This window comes from Arthrobacter sp. KNU40 (assembly GCF_051515115.1).
Classification (GTDB): Bacteria; Actinomycetota; Actinomycetes; order Actinomycetales; family Micrococcaceae; genus Arthrobacter.
Window position 1 is genome coordinate 4,101,337 of the sequence record NZ_CP195850.1, and the last position, 13,938, is coordinate 4,115,274.

At 64.2% G+C, this 13,938-nt stretch carries 13 protein-coding genes; 3 read left to right on the plus strand and 10 right to left on the minus strand.

Features of this window, described 5'->3' with window-relative positions; all coding sequences use genetic code 11:
* Positions 1–400: 400 nt before the first annotated feature.
* Genes ACSKT0_RS19075 through ACSKT0_RS19085 form a run of 3 tightly spaced genes read right to left on the minus strand, consistent with a single transcriptional unit; the run spans position 401 to position 3,240 of the window.
* Positions 401–1,063, minus strand: a complete 663-nt coding sequence (locus ACSKT0_RS19075; protein ID WP_437771110.1) for an MOSC domain-containing protein — start codon at positions 1,061–1,063, stop codon at positions 401–403.
* Between the two features lie 21 nt (positions 1,064–1,084).
* Positions 1,085–1,759, minus strand: a complete 675-nt coding sequence (locus tag ACSKT0_RS19080) for a response regulator (protein ID WP_236812356.1) — start codon at positions 1,757–1,759, stop codon at positions 1,085–1,087.
* Positions 1,756–3,240 carry a sensor histidine kinase gene (locus ACSKT0_RS19085; protein WP_437771111.1) on the minus strand — a complete coding sequence of 495 codons (1,485 nt, stop codon included), beginning with the start codon at positions 3,238–3,240 and terminating at the stop codon, positions 1,756–1,758. The genes ACSKT0_RS19080 and ACSKT0_RS19085 overlap by 4 nt, the downstream gene beginning before the upstream one ends.
* A 91-nt stretch (positions 3,241–3,331) precedes the next feature.
* Here ACSKT0_RS19085 and ACSKT0_RS19090 point away from each other — a divergent pair, with 91 nt between their 5' ends.
* Complete coding sequence (locus ACSKT0_RS19090) at positions 3,332–4,516, plus strand: acyl-CoA dehydrogenase family protein (protein ID WP_437771112.1); 1,185 nt, start codon at positions 3,332–3,334, stop codon at positions 4,514–4,516.
* Between the two features lie 15 nt (positions 4,517–4,531).
* Here the strand turns inward: ACSKT0_RS19090 and ACSKT0_RS19095 are convergent, their stop codons facing one another.
* From ACSKT0_RS19095 to ACSKT0_RS19110, 4 genes are all read right to left on the minus strand, one after another.
* Positions 4,532–5,881 (minus strand): MFS transporter, encoded by a 1,350-nt coding sequence (locus ACSKT0_RS19095; RefSeq protein ID WP_437771113.1) that lies wholly within the window; start codon positions 5,879–5,881, stop codon positions 4,532–4,534.
* Positions 5,878–6,405 (minus strand): winged helix-turn-helix transcriptional regulator, encoded by a 528-nt coding sequence (locus tag ACSKT0_RS19100; RefSeq protein WP_345448684.1) that lies wholly within the window; start codon positions 6,403–6,405, stop codon positions 5,878–5,880. Before ACSKT0_RS19100 ends, ACSKT0_RS19095 begins: the two co-directional genes overlap by 4 nt.
* A gap of 157 nt (positions 6,406–6,562) precedes the next feature.
* A complete protein-coding gene (locus ACSKT0_RS19105; protein WP_437771114.1) occupies positions 6,563–7,726 on the minus strand; it encodes a cystathionine gamma-synthase in 1,164 nt (387 codons plus the stop codon).
* 14 nt (positions 7,727–7,740) lie between these two features.
* Positions 7,741–9,126: a cystathionine beta-synthase gene (locus ACSKT0_RS19110; RefSeq protein WP_437771115.1), complete on the minus strand. Its 1,386-nt coding sequence runs from the start codon at positions 9,124–9,126 to the stop codon at positions 7,741–7,743.
* 147 nt (positions 9,127–9,273) lie between these two features.
* Here ACSKT0_RS19110 and ACSKT0_RS19115 point away from each other — a divergent pair, with 147 nt between their 5' ends.
* On the plus strand, positions 9,274–9,702 hold the full coding sequence (locus ACSKT0_RS19115; protein WP_437771116.1) for a VOC family protein: 429 nt from the start codon (positions 9,274–9,276) through the stop codon (positions 9,700–9,702).
* Between the two features lie 9 nt (positions 9,703–9,711).
* Here ACSKT0_RS19115 and ACSKT0_RS19120 read toward each other — a convergent pair whose 3' ends face one another.
* Positions 9,712–10,119 carry a VOC family protein gene (locus ACSKT0_RS19120; protein ID WP_236812371.1) on the minus strand — a complete coding sequence of 136 codons (408 nt, stop codon included), beginning with the start codon at positions 10,117–10,119 and terminating at the stop codon, positions 9,712–9,714.
* 139 nt (positions 10,120–10,258) lie between these two features.
* Between ACSKT0_RS19120 and ACSKT0_RS19125 the strand changes: the two genes are divergently transcribed.
* On the plus strand, positions 10,259–11,251 hold the full coding sequence (locus ACSKT0_RS19125) for a DNA-3-methyladenine glycosylase family protein (RefSeq protein WP_437771117.1): 993 nt from the start codon (positions 10,259–10,261) through the stop codon (positions 11,249–11,251).
* Positions 11,252–11,265: 14 nt separating this feature from the next.
* On the opposite strand, the gene ACSKT0_RS19130 is transcribed toward ACSKT0_RS19125, so the two are convergent.
* Together ACSKT0_RS19130 and ACSKT0_RS19135 are read right to left on the minus strand one after the other, a co-directional pair.
* Positions 11,266–12,111 (minus strand): hypothetical protein, encoded by an 846-nt coding sequence (locus ACSKT0_RS19130; RefSeq protein ID WP_437771118.1) that lies wholly within the window; start codon positions 12,109–12,111, stop codon positions 11,266–11,268.
* A 132-nt stretch (positions 12,112–12,243) separates the two neighbouring features.
* Entirely contained in the window at positions 12,244–13,917 is a 1,674-nt protein-coding gene (locus tag ACSKT0_RS19135) for an AMP-binding protein (RefSeq protein WP_437771119.1), read from the minus strand.
* Positions 13,918–13,938 lie beyond the last annotated feature (21 nt).

The window sequence follows — 13,938 nt, forward strand, 5'->3', positions numbered from 1 at the left end:
GCCCGGTTGGGCTTGGCCGCAGTACACGTTGCGAACAGAAGAACCCGAAGGCTCTGTTGCTCGCAAGAAGTCCGGCGCTGTCGCAATCCCAAGGCAGGACTTCCCGCTGCATCTCTTGGCTGCTATCTCAGCAGTCTGTACAGCGTTTTCTTCGCCCGGCTCTCCCTATGAAACTGCCCACACACATTTTGCGGGCCCCAACACTGACCAGTCCTGCCTCAAGAATTGGGCAGGAAAAAGGGATTTCCGGAGTGGGGGATATTTCAAGTGTAGGGCACAGATTGGTCCCTTGGCGACAAAACTGTCGACGGCGGCGGTGAGCTTGCGCACAAACCCGCCCCGAGTGCCCTCAAGGCAGCCCCTCAGGACGCCCGTTCGAGGACGTCCGTTCGAAGCCGGATCAGGCGTCCACCCCGTTGCGGCGCATGAGCTTTTCGAAGATGTCGTGGTAGTCGGACTGCAGCAGGACTTCGCCGTCGGCCTCTGCGTCGAGGAGCAACTGCATGTCATCGAGGTTGGGGTTGCTGAACCACTGCCCCACCGTGATGCCGTGTTTCGGCACAAACAGTTTGTGGATGTAGTCCCCGGCCGAAATGGAACCCGTCTTCACCACGCGCATATAGGTTCCAACGCGTCCAGCTTCCGTGAACCGCTTGACCCACTGCGGTTCATTCATGCGGCGTTGGAACGTTGCGCACGGCACGCGCGGGGAGGTGACCTCGACTTCGACGTCCAGGCCGATCTTCCACCGTTCGCCGATCACGGCACCGCTCGTCTCGATCCCGGCAACGCGGAGGTTCTCCCCGAAGATCCCGGCGGGCATGTCCCTCTGGAGTTCACCGGCCCAGTAATCGGCATCCGCCTGGGAGTACGCATAGAGCGCTTGGTCCTCGCCCCCGTGGTGGATCCGGCTCGCCTGGATGTCTCCGTGGATTCCCAGCTTGTGGACCTTCACAGGCCCGTCAACGGGGCGCTTGTCAATGGCCGTCACTCCGACCGACCCTTCGGGATCGGGCAGGAGTTCGTATACCCGGCAAACAGCAAGCAACGATGCGGTATCCATAACTACAGTCTACGTACGCAGCTACGGATCGAAGCGATATCCCATGCCGGCCTCGGTGTGGAGATGGCGGGGCTGTGCAGGGTCGCGTTCGAGCTTGCGCCGGAGCTGGGCAATGTAGACACGCAGGTACTGGGTCTCCTTCGCGTAGGCCTGTCCCCAGACCTGGGTGAGGATCTGCTGCTGGCTGACCAGCCGGCCGGCGTTGCGCACCAGCAATTCCAGGATGTTCCACTCCGTGGGTGTCAGCCGCACTTCTGCGCCGTCTTTGGTGATCTTCTTTCCGGCCAGGTCAACCAGGAAGTCGGCGGTCTGGAGCGTCGGCACTTCGTGCCGGGGCGCTGCCCGCCGCGAGGCGGCACGGAGCCTGGCCAGCAGTTCGTCCAGGCCGAAAGGCTTGGTCACGTAGTCGTCGGCTCCGGCGTCGAGGGCCTCTACTTTGTCTTCCGAACCGTGCCGGGCGGACAACACGATGATGGGCATGCTGCTCCAGCCGCGGATTCCTTTGATCACATCCACGCCATCCATGTCCGGAAGCCCAAGGTCGAGCACCACGATGTCCACGGGCTGCTGGGCCGCCGCCTTAAGCGCATCCGCGCCGTTGCCCACGCTGATGGCGTGGTAGCCGTGGGCATGGAGATTGATTTGCATCGCGCGGGCGATCTGCGCCTCATCTTCCACGATCAGCACGAGGTTCAAGGCCGCCCTCCTGTCCACAGAGGGAGTGTGACCACCATGGTCAGCCCGCCTCCCGGCGTCGCCTCAGCCATGAGCGTACCGCCCATGGCCTCCGTGAATCCCTTGGCCACAGCGAGTCCCAAGCCGATTCCGCTGCGGCCGTCCCGGCTGGATGGAGAGTCATCGAGTCGCTGGAAAGGCTGGAAGAGCTCCAGGACTGCAGCGGGCGCGATCCCCAAACCATGGTCCATCACCCGCAGTTCGCTGGCCGGCCGTCCGTCCACCGTGATGCCCGCTCCGGTCCTGGCGACAAGCACAACATCGGAGTCAGGTGCGTATTTCACTGCGTTTTCCACAAGGTTCGCCACGACGCGTTCCAGTATCCCGGCGTCGGCCTCAACGTACGGAAGGTTGGCAGGAAGCTCGTTGCGGATGCGCTCCCCCGGCACGCCTCGCAAAGCCTGCGGCATGATCTGGTGCCAGCCCAGTCCGCGCAGCAAAGGGTTCACGGCATCCGCGGTGATCCGGGACATGTCCAGCAAGTTGTCCACCAAGTGATCCAAGCGGTCCGCGTAGTCCTCGATGGTGGCCAACAGTTCGCGCTCGTCTTCGGGGGCAAAGGTCACGTCTTCCTGTCGCAGGCTGCTGACAGCAAGCTTGATGCCCGCCAGAGGAGTACGGAGATCATGGGAGACGGCGCGCAGGATGGAGGTACGCATTTTGTTGCCTTCGGCCAGGCGCACGTTGTCCTGCCTGCTCTTGACAAGCTGCTGGCGCTCCCGCAACGCGACCACGAAGGCGCCGAACGCCGCGAGCATGCGCCGATGCTGTTCGGAAAGCGGCCCGCCCCGGAGCAGGAGCGTGTAGTTGCGATCGACGATGGCGGCATGGTCGGCTGCCGCATGGGTCACCGGCGGCTGAAGCCCTGAGCTTGCAAGGACCTGCCAGTTCGGCCAGGGGGCATCCGGCGAGTCAAACGTGGAGAGCAGCGTCATCGACTCCATGCCGAGGTTGACGCGGATCTTGTCCAGGAAAGACTCGAGGCTGCCGTCCGAGCTCAGGATACGAAGGGCCAATTCGCTGAGGGCTTTTGCTTCGGCGCCGGAGTGCGCGGCCTCTTGGGCCCGTCGGGTCGCCAAACCGACGGCGAGCGCCACTCCGCACGCCACAGCAAGGAAGATGACCAGAGTGAGAAGCGTGGCGGGATCCGCAATCGACAGGGAGCCCACCGGTTCGGCCGAGAAGTAGTTCAAGAGCATACTGCCGAGGACGGCGGATACCACGGCCGGCCATAATCCCCCGATTGCGGCAACGGCGGCGGACACGGCCAGCTGGAAGAGCATGATCATGGCGAAGTTCCGGTATTCCAGCACGGATACCATGACTTCGATGGCGGAGGGTAGCAGCAGGGCCAAGACCAGTCCCGCCAGGATGCGGCGTCGCCCGATCCCCTTGGCTGCCCGAAGCTGCAGCCCTATTGCGTTCACGTCCGCGGCGGCCATGGCTCAATTCTGGCACGACGCGGGTGCCGCGCCCGCGTCGACGGTCTCTACAGGACGCTGCGGGGAACATGTCCGGCCTTAGGATGCTGGCATGAGCCATTCAACGACGAATACCTCCGATGTCCTTGCCCTTGATTCCCTCTTGAGCTCCGAGGAACTGGAGCTTCGCGAGAAGGTACGCGATTTCACCGACCAGCGGATCCGGCCGAACATCGCCCGCTGGTACGAGGACGCGGTGTTCCCGCGGGAACTGCCGGCGGAACTCGGCGAACTCGGTGTCCTTGGCATGCACCTGGAGGGCTACGGCTGCCCGGGCCGCACCGCCGTCGAATACGGCCTCGCCGCGATGGAACTCGAGGCCGGCGATTCCGGCATCCGGACCTTCGTATCGGTCCAGGGCTCCCTGGCCATGACGGCGATCCACAAGTGGGGCAGCGAAGAGCAGAAGGAGCAATGGCTCCCGCGCATGGCAGCCGGCGAACTGATCGGCTGTTTTGCCTTGACAGAGCCGACGGCGGGTTCGGATCCGTCGTCGATGGCCAGCTTTGCGCGCCGCGACGGGACGGGCGACGACGCCGGCTGGGTGCTGAATGGCTCGAAGCGCTGGATCGGGATGGCATCGATCGCCGACGTCATGATCGTGTGGGCAAATACTGACGACGGCATCCGGGGCTTCCTGGTTCCCGCCGGAACTCCGGGAGTCACCGCGACTCCCATCGACGCGAAGCTTTCCATGCGCGCCTCGATCCAGTGCGATGTGGTGTTCGACGCCGTCCGGCTCGGTCCGGAAGCCCTCCTCCCGGGTGCCGTTGGCCTCCGCGGCCCGTTTTCCTGCCTCAACGAGGCGCGATACGGCATTGCTTGGGGTGCCATGGGCGCGGCCCGTGACTCCTACGAAGCCGCGCTCGAATATGCCGGAAGCCGCATGCAATTCGGCAAACCCTTGGCCAGCTACCAGTTGACCCAGGAGAAGCTCGTGAACATGGTCCTGGAAATCCAAAAGGGCACCATGCTCGCGCTACATCTTGGACGGCTCAAGGATGCGGGCAAACTGCGAGCCGAACAGATCTCGGTGGGCAAGCTCAACAATGTGCGCGAGGCAATCAAGATCGCCCGTGAAGCCCGCACCATTCTGGGTGGCAACGGCATCACGCTGGATTACCCGCCGTTACGCCATGCCAACAACCTGGAATCAGTGCGGACCTACGAAGGGACGGACGAGGTACACACGCTGATCCTGGGCCAATACATCACGGGGGTTCCGGCTTTCCGCTAGCTTCCGGTGCGAGGATCAGGCTCCGACGGCAACCGGCTCCTTCTTCCCCGCATCCTTCCGGATTGTGGCGCTGATGACCGCGGCCACCGTGCACATCGCTGCCGCGCCGATCCATGCGTAGGTGTAATGGCCGGTGGCGTCACGGATGTAGCCCGCGAGCAACGCGGCAGCCGCGGCCCCGAGCTGGTGAGCGGCAAAGACCCATCCGAACACCACAGACCCGTCCGCCCCGAACACCTTCCGGCAGATGGCCGCCGTCGGGGGCACAGTGGCTACCCAGTCCAGGCCGTAGACCACAACGAACAGGATCATGCTGGGTTGCACCGTCGAGCCCAAAAGCACGGGCAGCACCAACAGCCCGACTCCGCGGAACTGGTAGTACACAGCGAGGAGCACCTTGGGATTGAAACGGTCCGTCAACCAACCTGAAGCGATGGTGCCCACGATGTCGAAGATCCCGACGACGGCCAGCAAGCCCGCCGCAGTGGTTTCCGGCATCCCGTGGTCGTGCGCAGAGGGAATGAAGTGGGTGCCGATCAGTCCGTTGGTGGTAGCGCCGCAGATGGCGAAACCGGCAACCAGTGCCCAAAAGGTGCGCACCTTGCTGGCGCGTTTGAGGACCTGCAGGGCCCGCACAGCCGCGTTAGGCGTCTTGGCGCCTTCAGCTTGGGTGGCGTCCCCGGCAGGGGCGGCTTCCGCCGTCGTCGGCTGCTCTTCTTCGGCACCGTAAGGCCGGACCCCGACGTCCGCGGGCGAGTTCTTGAGCCAGCGCAGCACGAGCGGCACTACGGCAAGCGCACCGGCTGCGATGAGCAGCGAGGCGCCACGCCAGCCCGGGCTCTGCGCGAGCATGGCGATAAAGGGCAGGAACACAAGCTGCCCGGCGGCGCTGCCCGCCGTCAGGATGCCGATCACGAGTCCACGGTTCTTGGAGAACCACGTGTTGGCGATGGTGGCCGCGAAAACCAGGGCCATGGATCCGGTGCCGAGCCCGATCAGCACACCCCAGGTCAGCAGGATCTGCCAGGACTGGCTGACGAACACCGTCAGCGCGGAGCCGAGGCCGATCAGGCAGAGGGCAATCGAGGTGACGGTGCGGATGCCGAAGCGTTCCATGAGCGCGGCAGCGAAGGGCGCCGTGAGGCCGAACAACACCAGGTTGATGCTGACGGCGAGCGACAGGACGGTTGTTGACCAGCCGAATTCCTGCTGGAGCGGCACCATGAGCACGCCGGGCGCTGCGCGGAACCCGGCAGCGCCCACAAGTGCCAGGAACGCGACGGCGGCCACCATCCAAGCGGGGTGGAGGCGCCGCTTCCGTGGTGTCTTGCCGGCGGAAAGTTTGGTGGGACTGGGTGCGGTCATGCGGAGGGCTCCGATTCGTTCGGGAGGTCGCGTCTGGCGGGGGCAGTGGCCAAAGCCAACGGGTGTTCAGACCGCGTCAGGCTATGCCAGCTGGTGTTGGCGGCGGTCAGCCGGGACCCGCAGTGGGAGCAGGTATCAGCCGACGCCGTCGGCAGTCCGCAACCATTGTGGATCACGCGCATATGGGCGTTGTCCGCCGGGGCGTCGAGATGTTTTTCGGACCAGAGGATGATGGCGTTCAAGACAGGCAAGGCATCTTCGCCCTTGGGGGTGAGGACGTACTCCTGGCGCGTCCGAGCGCCATCCAGATACGGCCGTTGGGCAAGGAGGCCCGCTTCAACCAGCCAACCCAGTCTTTTGCTGAGGACGTTGTCTGCGATGTGGAGGCGGGTCTTGATGGCATCGAAACGGCCGTTGCCGAAGAAGACCTCCCGCAGCACCAGGCTTCCCCACGGGTCGCCCAGGATATCGAGGCCGCGGGCCAGGCTGCACGTCCGCTCGGACCAATCGGATCGTAAGGGCATGGTTTGAGATTAGCTGGCTTTTCTAAAGAAAGCCAGACTTTTGCGAGGGGCACACCAAACCTGACCATGTTTGACGGCAAATCGGCCGGGACACGCCGCTGTGATGGCGCGTCCCGGCCAATCCGGTCATCAAAAAAGGTCAGAAGTTGAGGGGCTATCAGTCAGTGATGTTGCCGATTGCCTGCTCGAGGTCCGCGATCAGGTCCTCGACGTCCTCGATGCCGCAGGAAAGCCGGATCAGGTTGACCGGAACGGCCAGCTCGGTGCCCTTGACCGAAGCGTGCGTCATCTCCGAGGGGTAGTTCATGAGGGATTCGATGCCGCCCAGGGATTCTGCCAGCGTGAAGACCTGGGTGGACTCGGCCACCTTGCGGGCCGCAGCTTCGCCGCCCTTGAACTGCACGGAAATCATGCCGCCGAATTTCTTCATCTGCTTGGCCGCGAGCTCGTGGCCCGGGTGGGAAGGCAGGCCCGGGTACAGCACGGCTTCAACCTCGGGGCGCTCAAGCAACCATTCAGCCACGGCCTGGGCGTTCTCGCTGTGGCGGTCCATGCGCACACCGAGTGTCTTGAGGCCCCGGGTGGTCAGGAACGCATCCATGGGTCCGGACACGGCGCCGACAGCGAACTGCACAAAACCGATCTTTTCGGCCAGTTCGGCGTCCTTGACCACGATCGCTCCGCCCACGACGTCCGAGTGGCCGCCGATGTACTTCGTGGTCGAGTGGACCACGACGTCGGCACCCAGGGCGAGCGGGGTCTGCAAGTAGGGCGAAGCGAAGGTGTTGTCGACGACAAGGAGGGCACCGGCGTCGTGCGCTACTTTGGCGAGCGCCTCGATATCGGTGATCTTCATCATCGGGTTGGAGGGAGTCTCCACCCAGACGATGCGGGTCTTGTTCGCCGCGACGGCCGCCGCAACGGCGTCAAGGTTGGACATGTCCACTGGTGTGTTGCCGATGCCCCACTCACCGAGCACCCGGTTGATGAGCCGGTACGTTCCGCCGTATGCGTCGTTGCCAAGAACGATGTGGTCGCCGGGCCGGGCAACGGCACGGATCAAGGAGTCCTCGGCGGCGAGGCCCGAGCTGAAGCTGTAGGCGCGGGTTCCGCCCTCGAGCGCGGCGAGCTGTTCCTGCAGGGCATCGCGGGTGGGGTTGGTGCCGCGGCCGTATTCGTAGCCGTCCCGCAAACCGCCTATGCCGTCCTGGGCATACGTCGAGCTGAAGTGCAGCGGCGGGACCACTGCGCCGGTGCGCGGTTCGAAGGCCTGGCCGGCGTGGACGGCACGCGTGTTGAATCCTGCTTCGTTTGCAGACATATGAACTCCTAGTGTCAGTTGCTCAGGTAGGCGAGAAGGTCGTGGCGGGTCAGGATGCCCACGGGAGCTCCGACGAACGTCACCATGACGGTGTCGACGTCGGAAAGCAGCTCGCGTGCGGCGGAGATGGTTTCCAAGAAGCCGATGACCGGCAAGCGCTCCCCCATGTGCTCGGAGATCTTGTCGGTCAATTTCGCCTCGCCACGGAACAGCTTGGAGGTCAGCGTGCGCTCATCGACGGCGCCGAGCACCTCGCCCATGACCACCGGCGGTTCCTGCGAGAGGACCGGGATGTGCGAAACCCCGAATTCGTTCATGATGTTGATGACATCGCGCACGGTCTCGTTGGGATGTATATGGACAAGGTCCGGCATCTCGCCCGTCTTGGACTTCAAAACCTCGCCAACCGAGGCTTCCTCCCCGCCGGAGAGGAAACCGTAGGAGCGCATCCACTTGTCGTTGAAGATCTTCGCCAGGTAGCCGCGCCCGGAGTCCGGCAGGATCACGACGACGACGGCTTCCTCGCCAAGGTCTTTGGCCACCTGCAACGCGGCAACCACTGCCATGCCGGATGACCCGCCGACCAGGAGGCCTTCCTCGCGGGCCAGTCGCCGGGTCATCTCGAAGGAGTCGGCGTCGCTGACGGCAATGACATCGTCCGGCACGGTCTTGTCGTAGTTGGCCGGCCACATGTCCTCGCCGACGCCTTCCACGAAGTAGGGCCGCCCGGTGCCGCCCGAGTAGACCGAGCCTGCCGGGTCTGCGCCGATGACCTTGACGCGGCCGCCGTCGGAATCCGGCCGGTTGGCGGACACATCCTTGAGGTACCGTCCGGTACCGGTGATGGTGCCGCCTGTGCCCGCGCCGATCACCACATGGGTGATCTTCCCGTCGGTGTCACGCCAGATCTCTGGCCCGGTGGTTTCGTAGTGGCTGCCGGGGGCGGCGGGGTTGGAGAACTGGTCTGGCTTGTAGGCTCCGGGGATTTCCGACACGAGCCGGTCGGAGACGCTGTAGTAGCTTTGCGGGCTGTCCGGGGCCACAGAAGTGGGAGTGACCACAACTTCGGCGCCGTACGCCTGGAGCACGGCACGCTTGTCCTCGCCGACCTTGTCCGGGACAACGAAGATGCACCTGTAGCCCTTTTGCTGGGCCACGAGGGCGAGTCCCACGCCGGTGTTGCCCGAGGTGGGTTCCACGATGGTTCCGCCCGGCTTGAGCTTCCCTTCCCGCTCTGCCTCCTCGATCATCTTCACCGCGATGCGGTCTTTGATCGAGCCGCCGGGGTTCACATATTCGAGCTTCACCAGAATGGTGGCTTTGATGTCCCCGGTCACGTGGTTGAGCTTGATGAGCGGTGTATTGCCAATGAGGTCCAGGACGGACTGGGCGTACTTCATAGGTACCAAGTTACCGCCTGGTCGGGACTGCTCCTGTGCAGCGGAGGGTCGGGATGGTGGCGGGTCCGCGTCCGCTTCGCGTCTAGCCAAAGGACGGCCTCGCGGGGCAAGCTAGCGGGGACACCCTCCAAGGAAAGGACATGGACCATGGATTGGACCCTCGAAGTGGTTGTGCTCCCCGTGAGTGACATTGACCGTGCCATCGAGTTCTACCGCGACAAGGTGGGCTTCAACCTCGACCACAACACCACCAACGAGCACATGCACGTGGCGCAGCTGACCCCGCCAGGCTCCGGATGCTCGATCGTCGTCGGAGACCTGCCCGCGCAGAGCGAGATGGCGCCGGGTTCCATGCGGGGCCTTCAACTTGTGGTGGCGGATGCGCGCGCTGCACGCGAGGAAATACTCAGCCGCGGAGTCGAGGCCAGCGAAATCACCGTCTTCGACGAGCGCGACGGCGGCACGTTCTTCGGCTTCAGCGATCCGGACGGAAACACCTGGGCGGTGCAGGAACTCAAGGTCCGCGCCGGGAAGCCATTGATTCCGGCGGAGGCCCGCGGGCGCTTCGGAGAATAGGCAACCGACTCACTCAGCCGGTGCAGTGCCTCCTGCCGAAGAGTCGGTCTGCCAGAGGCCCAGGATGTTGCCTTCAGTGTCCTTGAAATAGGCGTAGTAGCCCATTCCCGGAACAGCATCCTTGCCCTTGACCACTGAACCGCCCGCACTCTCGATTTGGCCGAGCGATGCCTCGATATCTTCGACGTCGACCGTGATGATGGGAGTCTTCAGCTCTTCCGAGCGCGGGAAAAGTGCGCCATTGATGGCCCCCGGCGAGCTCGGCATGCCCGTCTGCGGGTCTGACGGCGTGGTGATTGCGATCGTGTAGTCCATCTCCTGCATGGGGTTGAGCATCCAGCCGAAGGCACCCTGGTAGAAAGTGTTGGCCCGCTCCTTGTCGTCCGCGGGGATTTCAAAATGCACAACACCGGCCATTGCGTTCTCCTGAAATTGTCATGGAAGGCGCAGACGCCCCGCGCCACACGTGGAGTCTAGTCGTGTGGGTTTCGCGGCGTAAGGGGCTTGAACGCCGCACTTTTGGAGTGTTGTCGGACGAGCATGCGACCATGAATGAATGACCATCGTCGATGCCCCACCCGCCGCAGCGGCTGCGGCCGACGCGTCGGTGCGATGGCACTCCGGCGCCCCTTTCGACCTTCTGCAGACCCTCGGTATCCTCATGCGCGGCAACGGCGATCCGTCGTTCGCTGCGCGGCAGGACGGCGTGTGGATGGCGTTCACTACGCCGGACGGTCCGGTCACCTTGCGCCTCACCGCCGCGGGAACCGGCCAAGACACGCATGTCGATGCCCAGGCTTGGGGCACCGGCGCCGATTCGGCAATCGCCTCTGTGCCTGCGCTGTTGGGGAGCGGGGACGACTGGTCCGGCTTTGACGAGGCTGCGTTCCATGCGACTCTTCCGCGGATGGTCAGGGAAGCCCGACGCCGGAACCTCGCCGTCCGTTTACCTACCACCGGCCGTGTGGTGGACTCCCTCGTGCCCACGATTCTTGAGCAAAAGGTCACCACTATCGAGGCCCGGAGGGGCTATCGCTACTTGATGTACCGTTACGGTACCGCAGCGCCAAGCGGGGGCCGCCTTTCGACGTCGAGCCTGCCGTCGGGCCTGCTCGTCGCGCCGACCGCCGCCCAATGGTTGGCCATTCCTTCCTGGGAATGGCACAAGGCCGGTGTGGGTCCCCAGCGTTCTGCAACAGTCATGCGGGCGCTGCGATCCGCCGTCGCGCTCGAACGGCTCGCCTCACTCAGCGCGGCGGAGGCCGGGGCCAAGATGCAGACGATTCCTGGCATCGGCATCTGGACGGCTGCCGAGGTCGTCCAACGAACCCATGGCTGCCCGGATTCGATCGCGGTGGGCGACTACCATTTGGCCTCGTACATCGGTTACGCGCTCACGGGCAGGAAAACGGACGACGCCGGAATGATCGCCCTCCTGGAACCCTGGCGCGGTCACCGGCAGCGGGTAGTCCGGATGCTGGGGCTCAGCGGCTTCCGCAAACCGACGTTCGGGCCGCGGATGACCATTCAGGACCACCGAGGACACTAGCAACGCGGGGTCACTTACGGCCCATGTTGCTGCCCGGCACTGGTGAACGCTTCGTCCCTCCGGTTGTCCCTTGTCTGCCGTTCCCGCGTGAGATGCGGGGCGCCGTCATACTGCACGGCGATCCGGAACCGCCGGTACCCCAGGTCCGCGGAAGGCGACCACGGATCGTCCGGATCGACGCGGAGCTGCAATTCCGGTTCAGGCAACCGCGCATCCACCATGGCCAGCCGCAGGAATGTCTCCGGGAACGAATCTGCTCCGACCCGCATGTCTTCAAGGGCAAGCCGGGCCTTCTCGACGCCTTTCATGTTCGGATGCTGCCGAATCAGGAGCCGCAACCCGTCCTTGTTCGCGTAGGGCGCCGTTCTTCCTTCGAGGCCCGGCCGGGGCATGCGGATCAACTGGTCTCCCATGGCGATCACGTACCGCAGCGGCAACTGCTGCGCCAGGTCAAGCCACGTCCGGGATGGAGAGGACACAGGAATTCCGTCAATTTCCGTGACTTCGTCCGGGAGGACACGGACTCGGTGCCCCGTTACTCCGGTTCGTCGGACCCTGGGAAGAGCATGGGGCTTGCTGAGGTGGACCGTCTCGCCGCCGCCGAGCCACGGAGGAAGGCCGAGGCGGGTCAATATCGCGGCACTCTCATGGGACACCCAGGCGCCCGGTGTTGCCGCGGCAAGGATCCTGGCCCTTTCGGAAAACTCAAACTCGCGACCCGAAGGCAAGTAGATCAGGCGGCCGCCGTCGGACACGTCCCTCGCCCGGAGCCGCTTCGGAGCGACGCCAAGCACGCGGGATTCATAGACCGTGAAAGGACGGTCACTGAGTTCCTTCGGCAGCGGAATGATGCGGACCATGGGATCCAGTTTGACCGCAATTCGACCCCGACAAGGAGTTATCCACAGGCAGACTTCCAACCACCCCAACGCGGGGTCACTTACGGCCCATGTCGAGCAGCAACATGGGCCGTAAATGACCCCGCGTTGGCATTAGAGTCCGAGGCGGGCGATCGCTTCTTCGCGCATGTCGATCTTGCGCACCTTGCCGGACACCGTCATGGGGAAGCTCTCCCGGATGTCCACGTAGCGCGGGATCTTGTAGTGGGCCAGTTTGCCGCGGCAGAACTCCTGCACCCCGGCCAAGTCCAAAGCTGCTCCCGGCTTGAGGATGATGCAGGCCATCAGCTCTTCGCCGTATTTGGCATCCGGAACCCCGATGACCTGGACATCCTGGACGGCGGGATGCCTGTACAGGAACTCCTCGATTTCGCGGGGATAGACGTTCTCGCCGCCGCGGATGACCATGTCCTTCATGCGGCCTTCGATCACGATGAAGCCGTCCGAGTCCATCCGGGCGAGGTCGCCGGTGTGCATCCAGCCGTCGTCGTCGATAGCCTCAGCCGTCTTCTCGGGCTGGCCCCAGTACCCTGCCATCACGGCGTAACCCCGCGTGCACAACTCGCCGATCCCGCCGCGTTCCAGGGTTTCGCCAGTGCCTGGATCCACGATCTTGGACTCGAGCCGGGGCATCGTGCGCCCTACCGTCGTGGTCCTCTGCTCCAGGGTGTCCGCCGCGAGGGTCATGGTAGACACGGGCGAAGTCTCGGTCATCCCGTAGCAAATGGCTACGTCCCGCATGTTCATCTCGGAGATGACACGCTCCATGACCTCAATAGGGCACAGGGAGCCTGCCATGACGCCGGTACGCAGCGTGGAGAGATCGTAGGAGGCGAAATCGGGCAAAGCCAACTCGGCGATGAACATCGTGGGAACCCCGTACAGGGAGGTCCCGCCAAAATCCTGCACGGCTTCCAAGGCGGCGGCGGGGGTGAATCCGCGCCCCGGGATGATGGCGGCCGCACCGTAGCTCAGGGCATTCAGGTTCCCGATGACCATGCCGAAGCAGTGGTAGAACGGCACCGGAAGGACCACCCGGTCGCGTTCCGTATATCCGAGCAGCCTGCCAATCTGGTTGCCGTTGTTGAGGATATTGTGGTGGGTCAGCGTGGCACCCTTCGGGAAGCCGGTGGTCCCCGAGGTGTATTGCAGATTGATGGGATCGTGCGGGTCCAGTTCCGCCATGCGAGCCTTGAGCGCTGAAGGGGCGACGTCGTCCGCCCGCTTGAGCAGTTCGGCGTACGTCAGCTCAGCGTCTGTTTGCGGTTCGCCCGCGTTGAGCATGTCCAGTCCCAGATCGGGAAGGAAGACCAGCTCCCGAAGCTCGGGACAGCTGGCCAAGGCCGCCCGGGCCATGCCCACATAGTCGCTGTTCTTGTCCGATGGAGCGGCCACCAGCATCCGCATGCCGTTCTGGCGGACCACGAATTCGAGTTCGTGGCTGCGGTACGCCGGATTGACGTTGACCAGGATCGCGCCGGCCTTCGCTGTGGCATATTGCAGGATGGTCCATTCGGCGCAGTTCGGGCTCCAGATGCCCACCCTGTCGCCCTTGGCGACGCCCATGGCGAGCAGCGCACGCGCGAGCCGGTCGACGTCGTCGTTCAGTTTTTCGTAGCTCCAGCGACGGGCCTCATCGCCGGGCACCACGGCGGCTTCGATGAGCGCATCCCGCAACGGAAACCGCGCCGCGACGCGTTCAAAGTTGGCGCCGATGGTCTCTTCAAGCAGCGGGACGTCAGTGTCCCCGGCTGTGTAGGAAAGCATGAACGCACGCTACCAACTCCG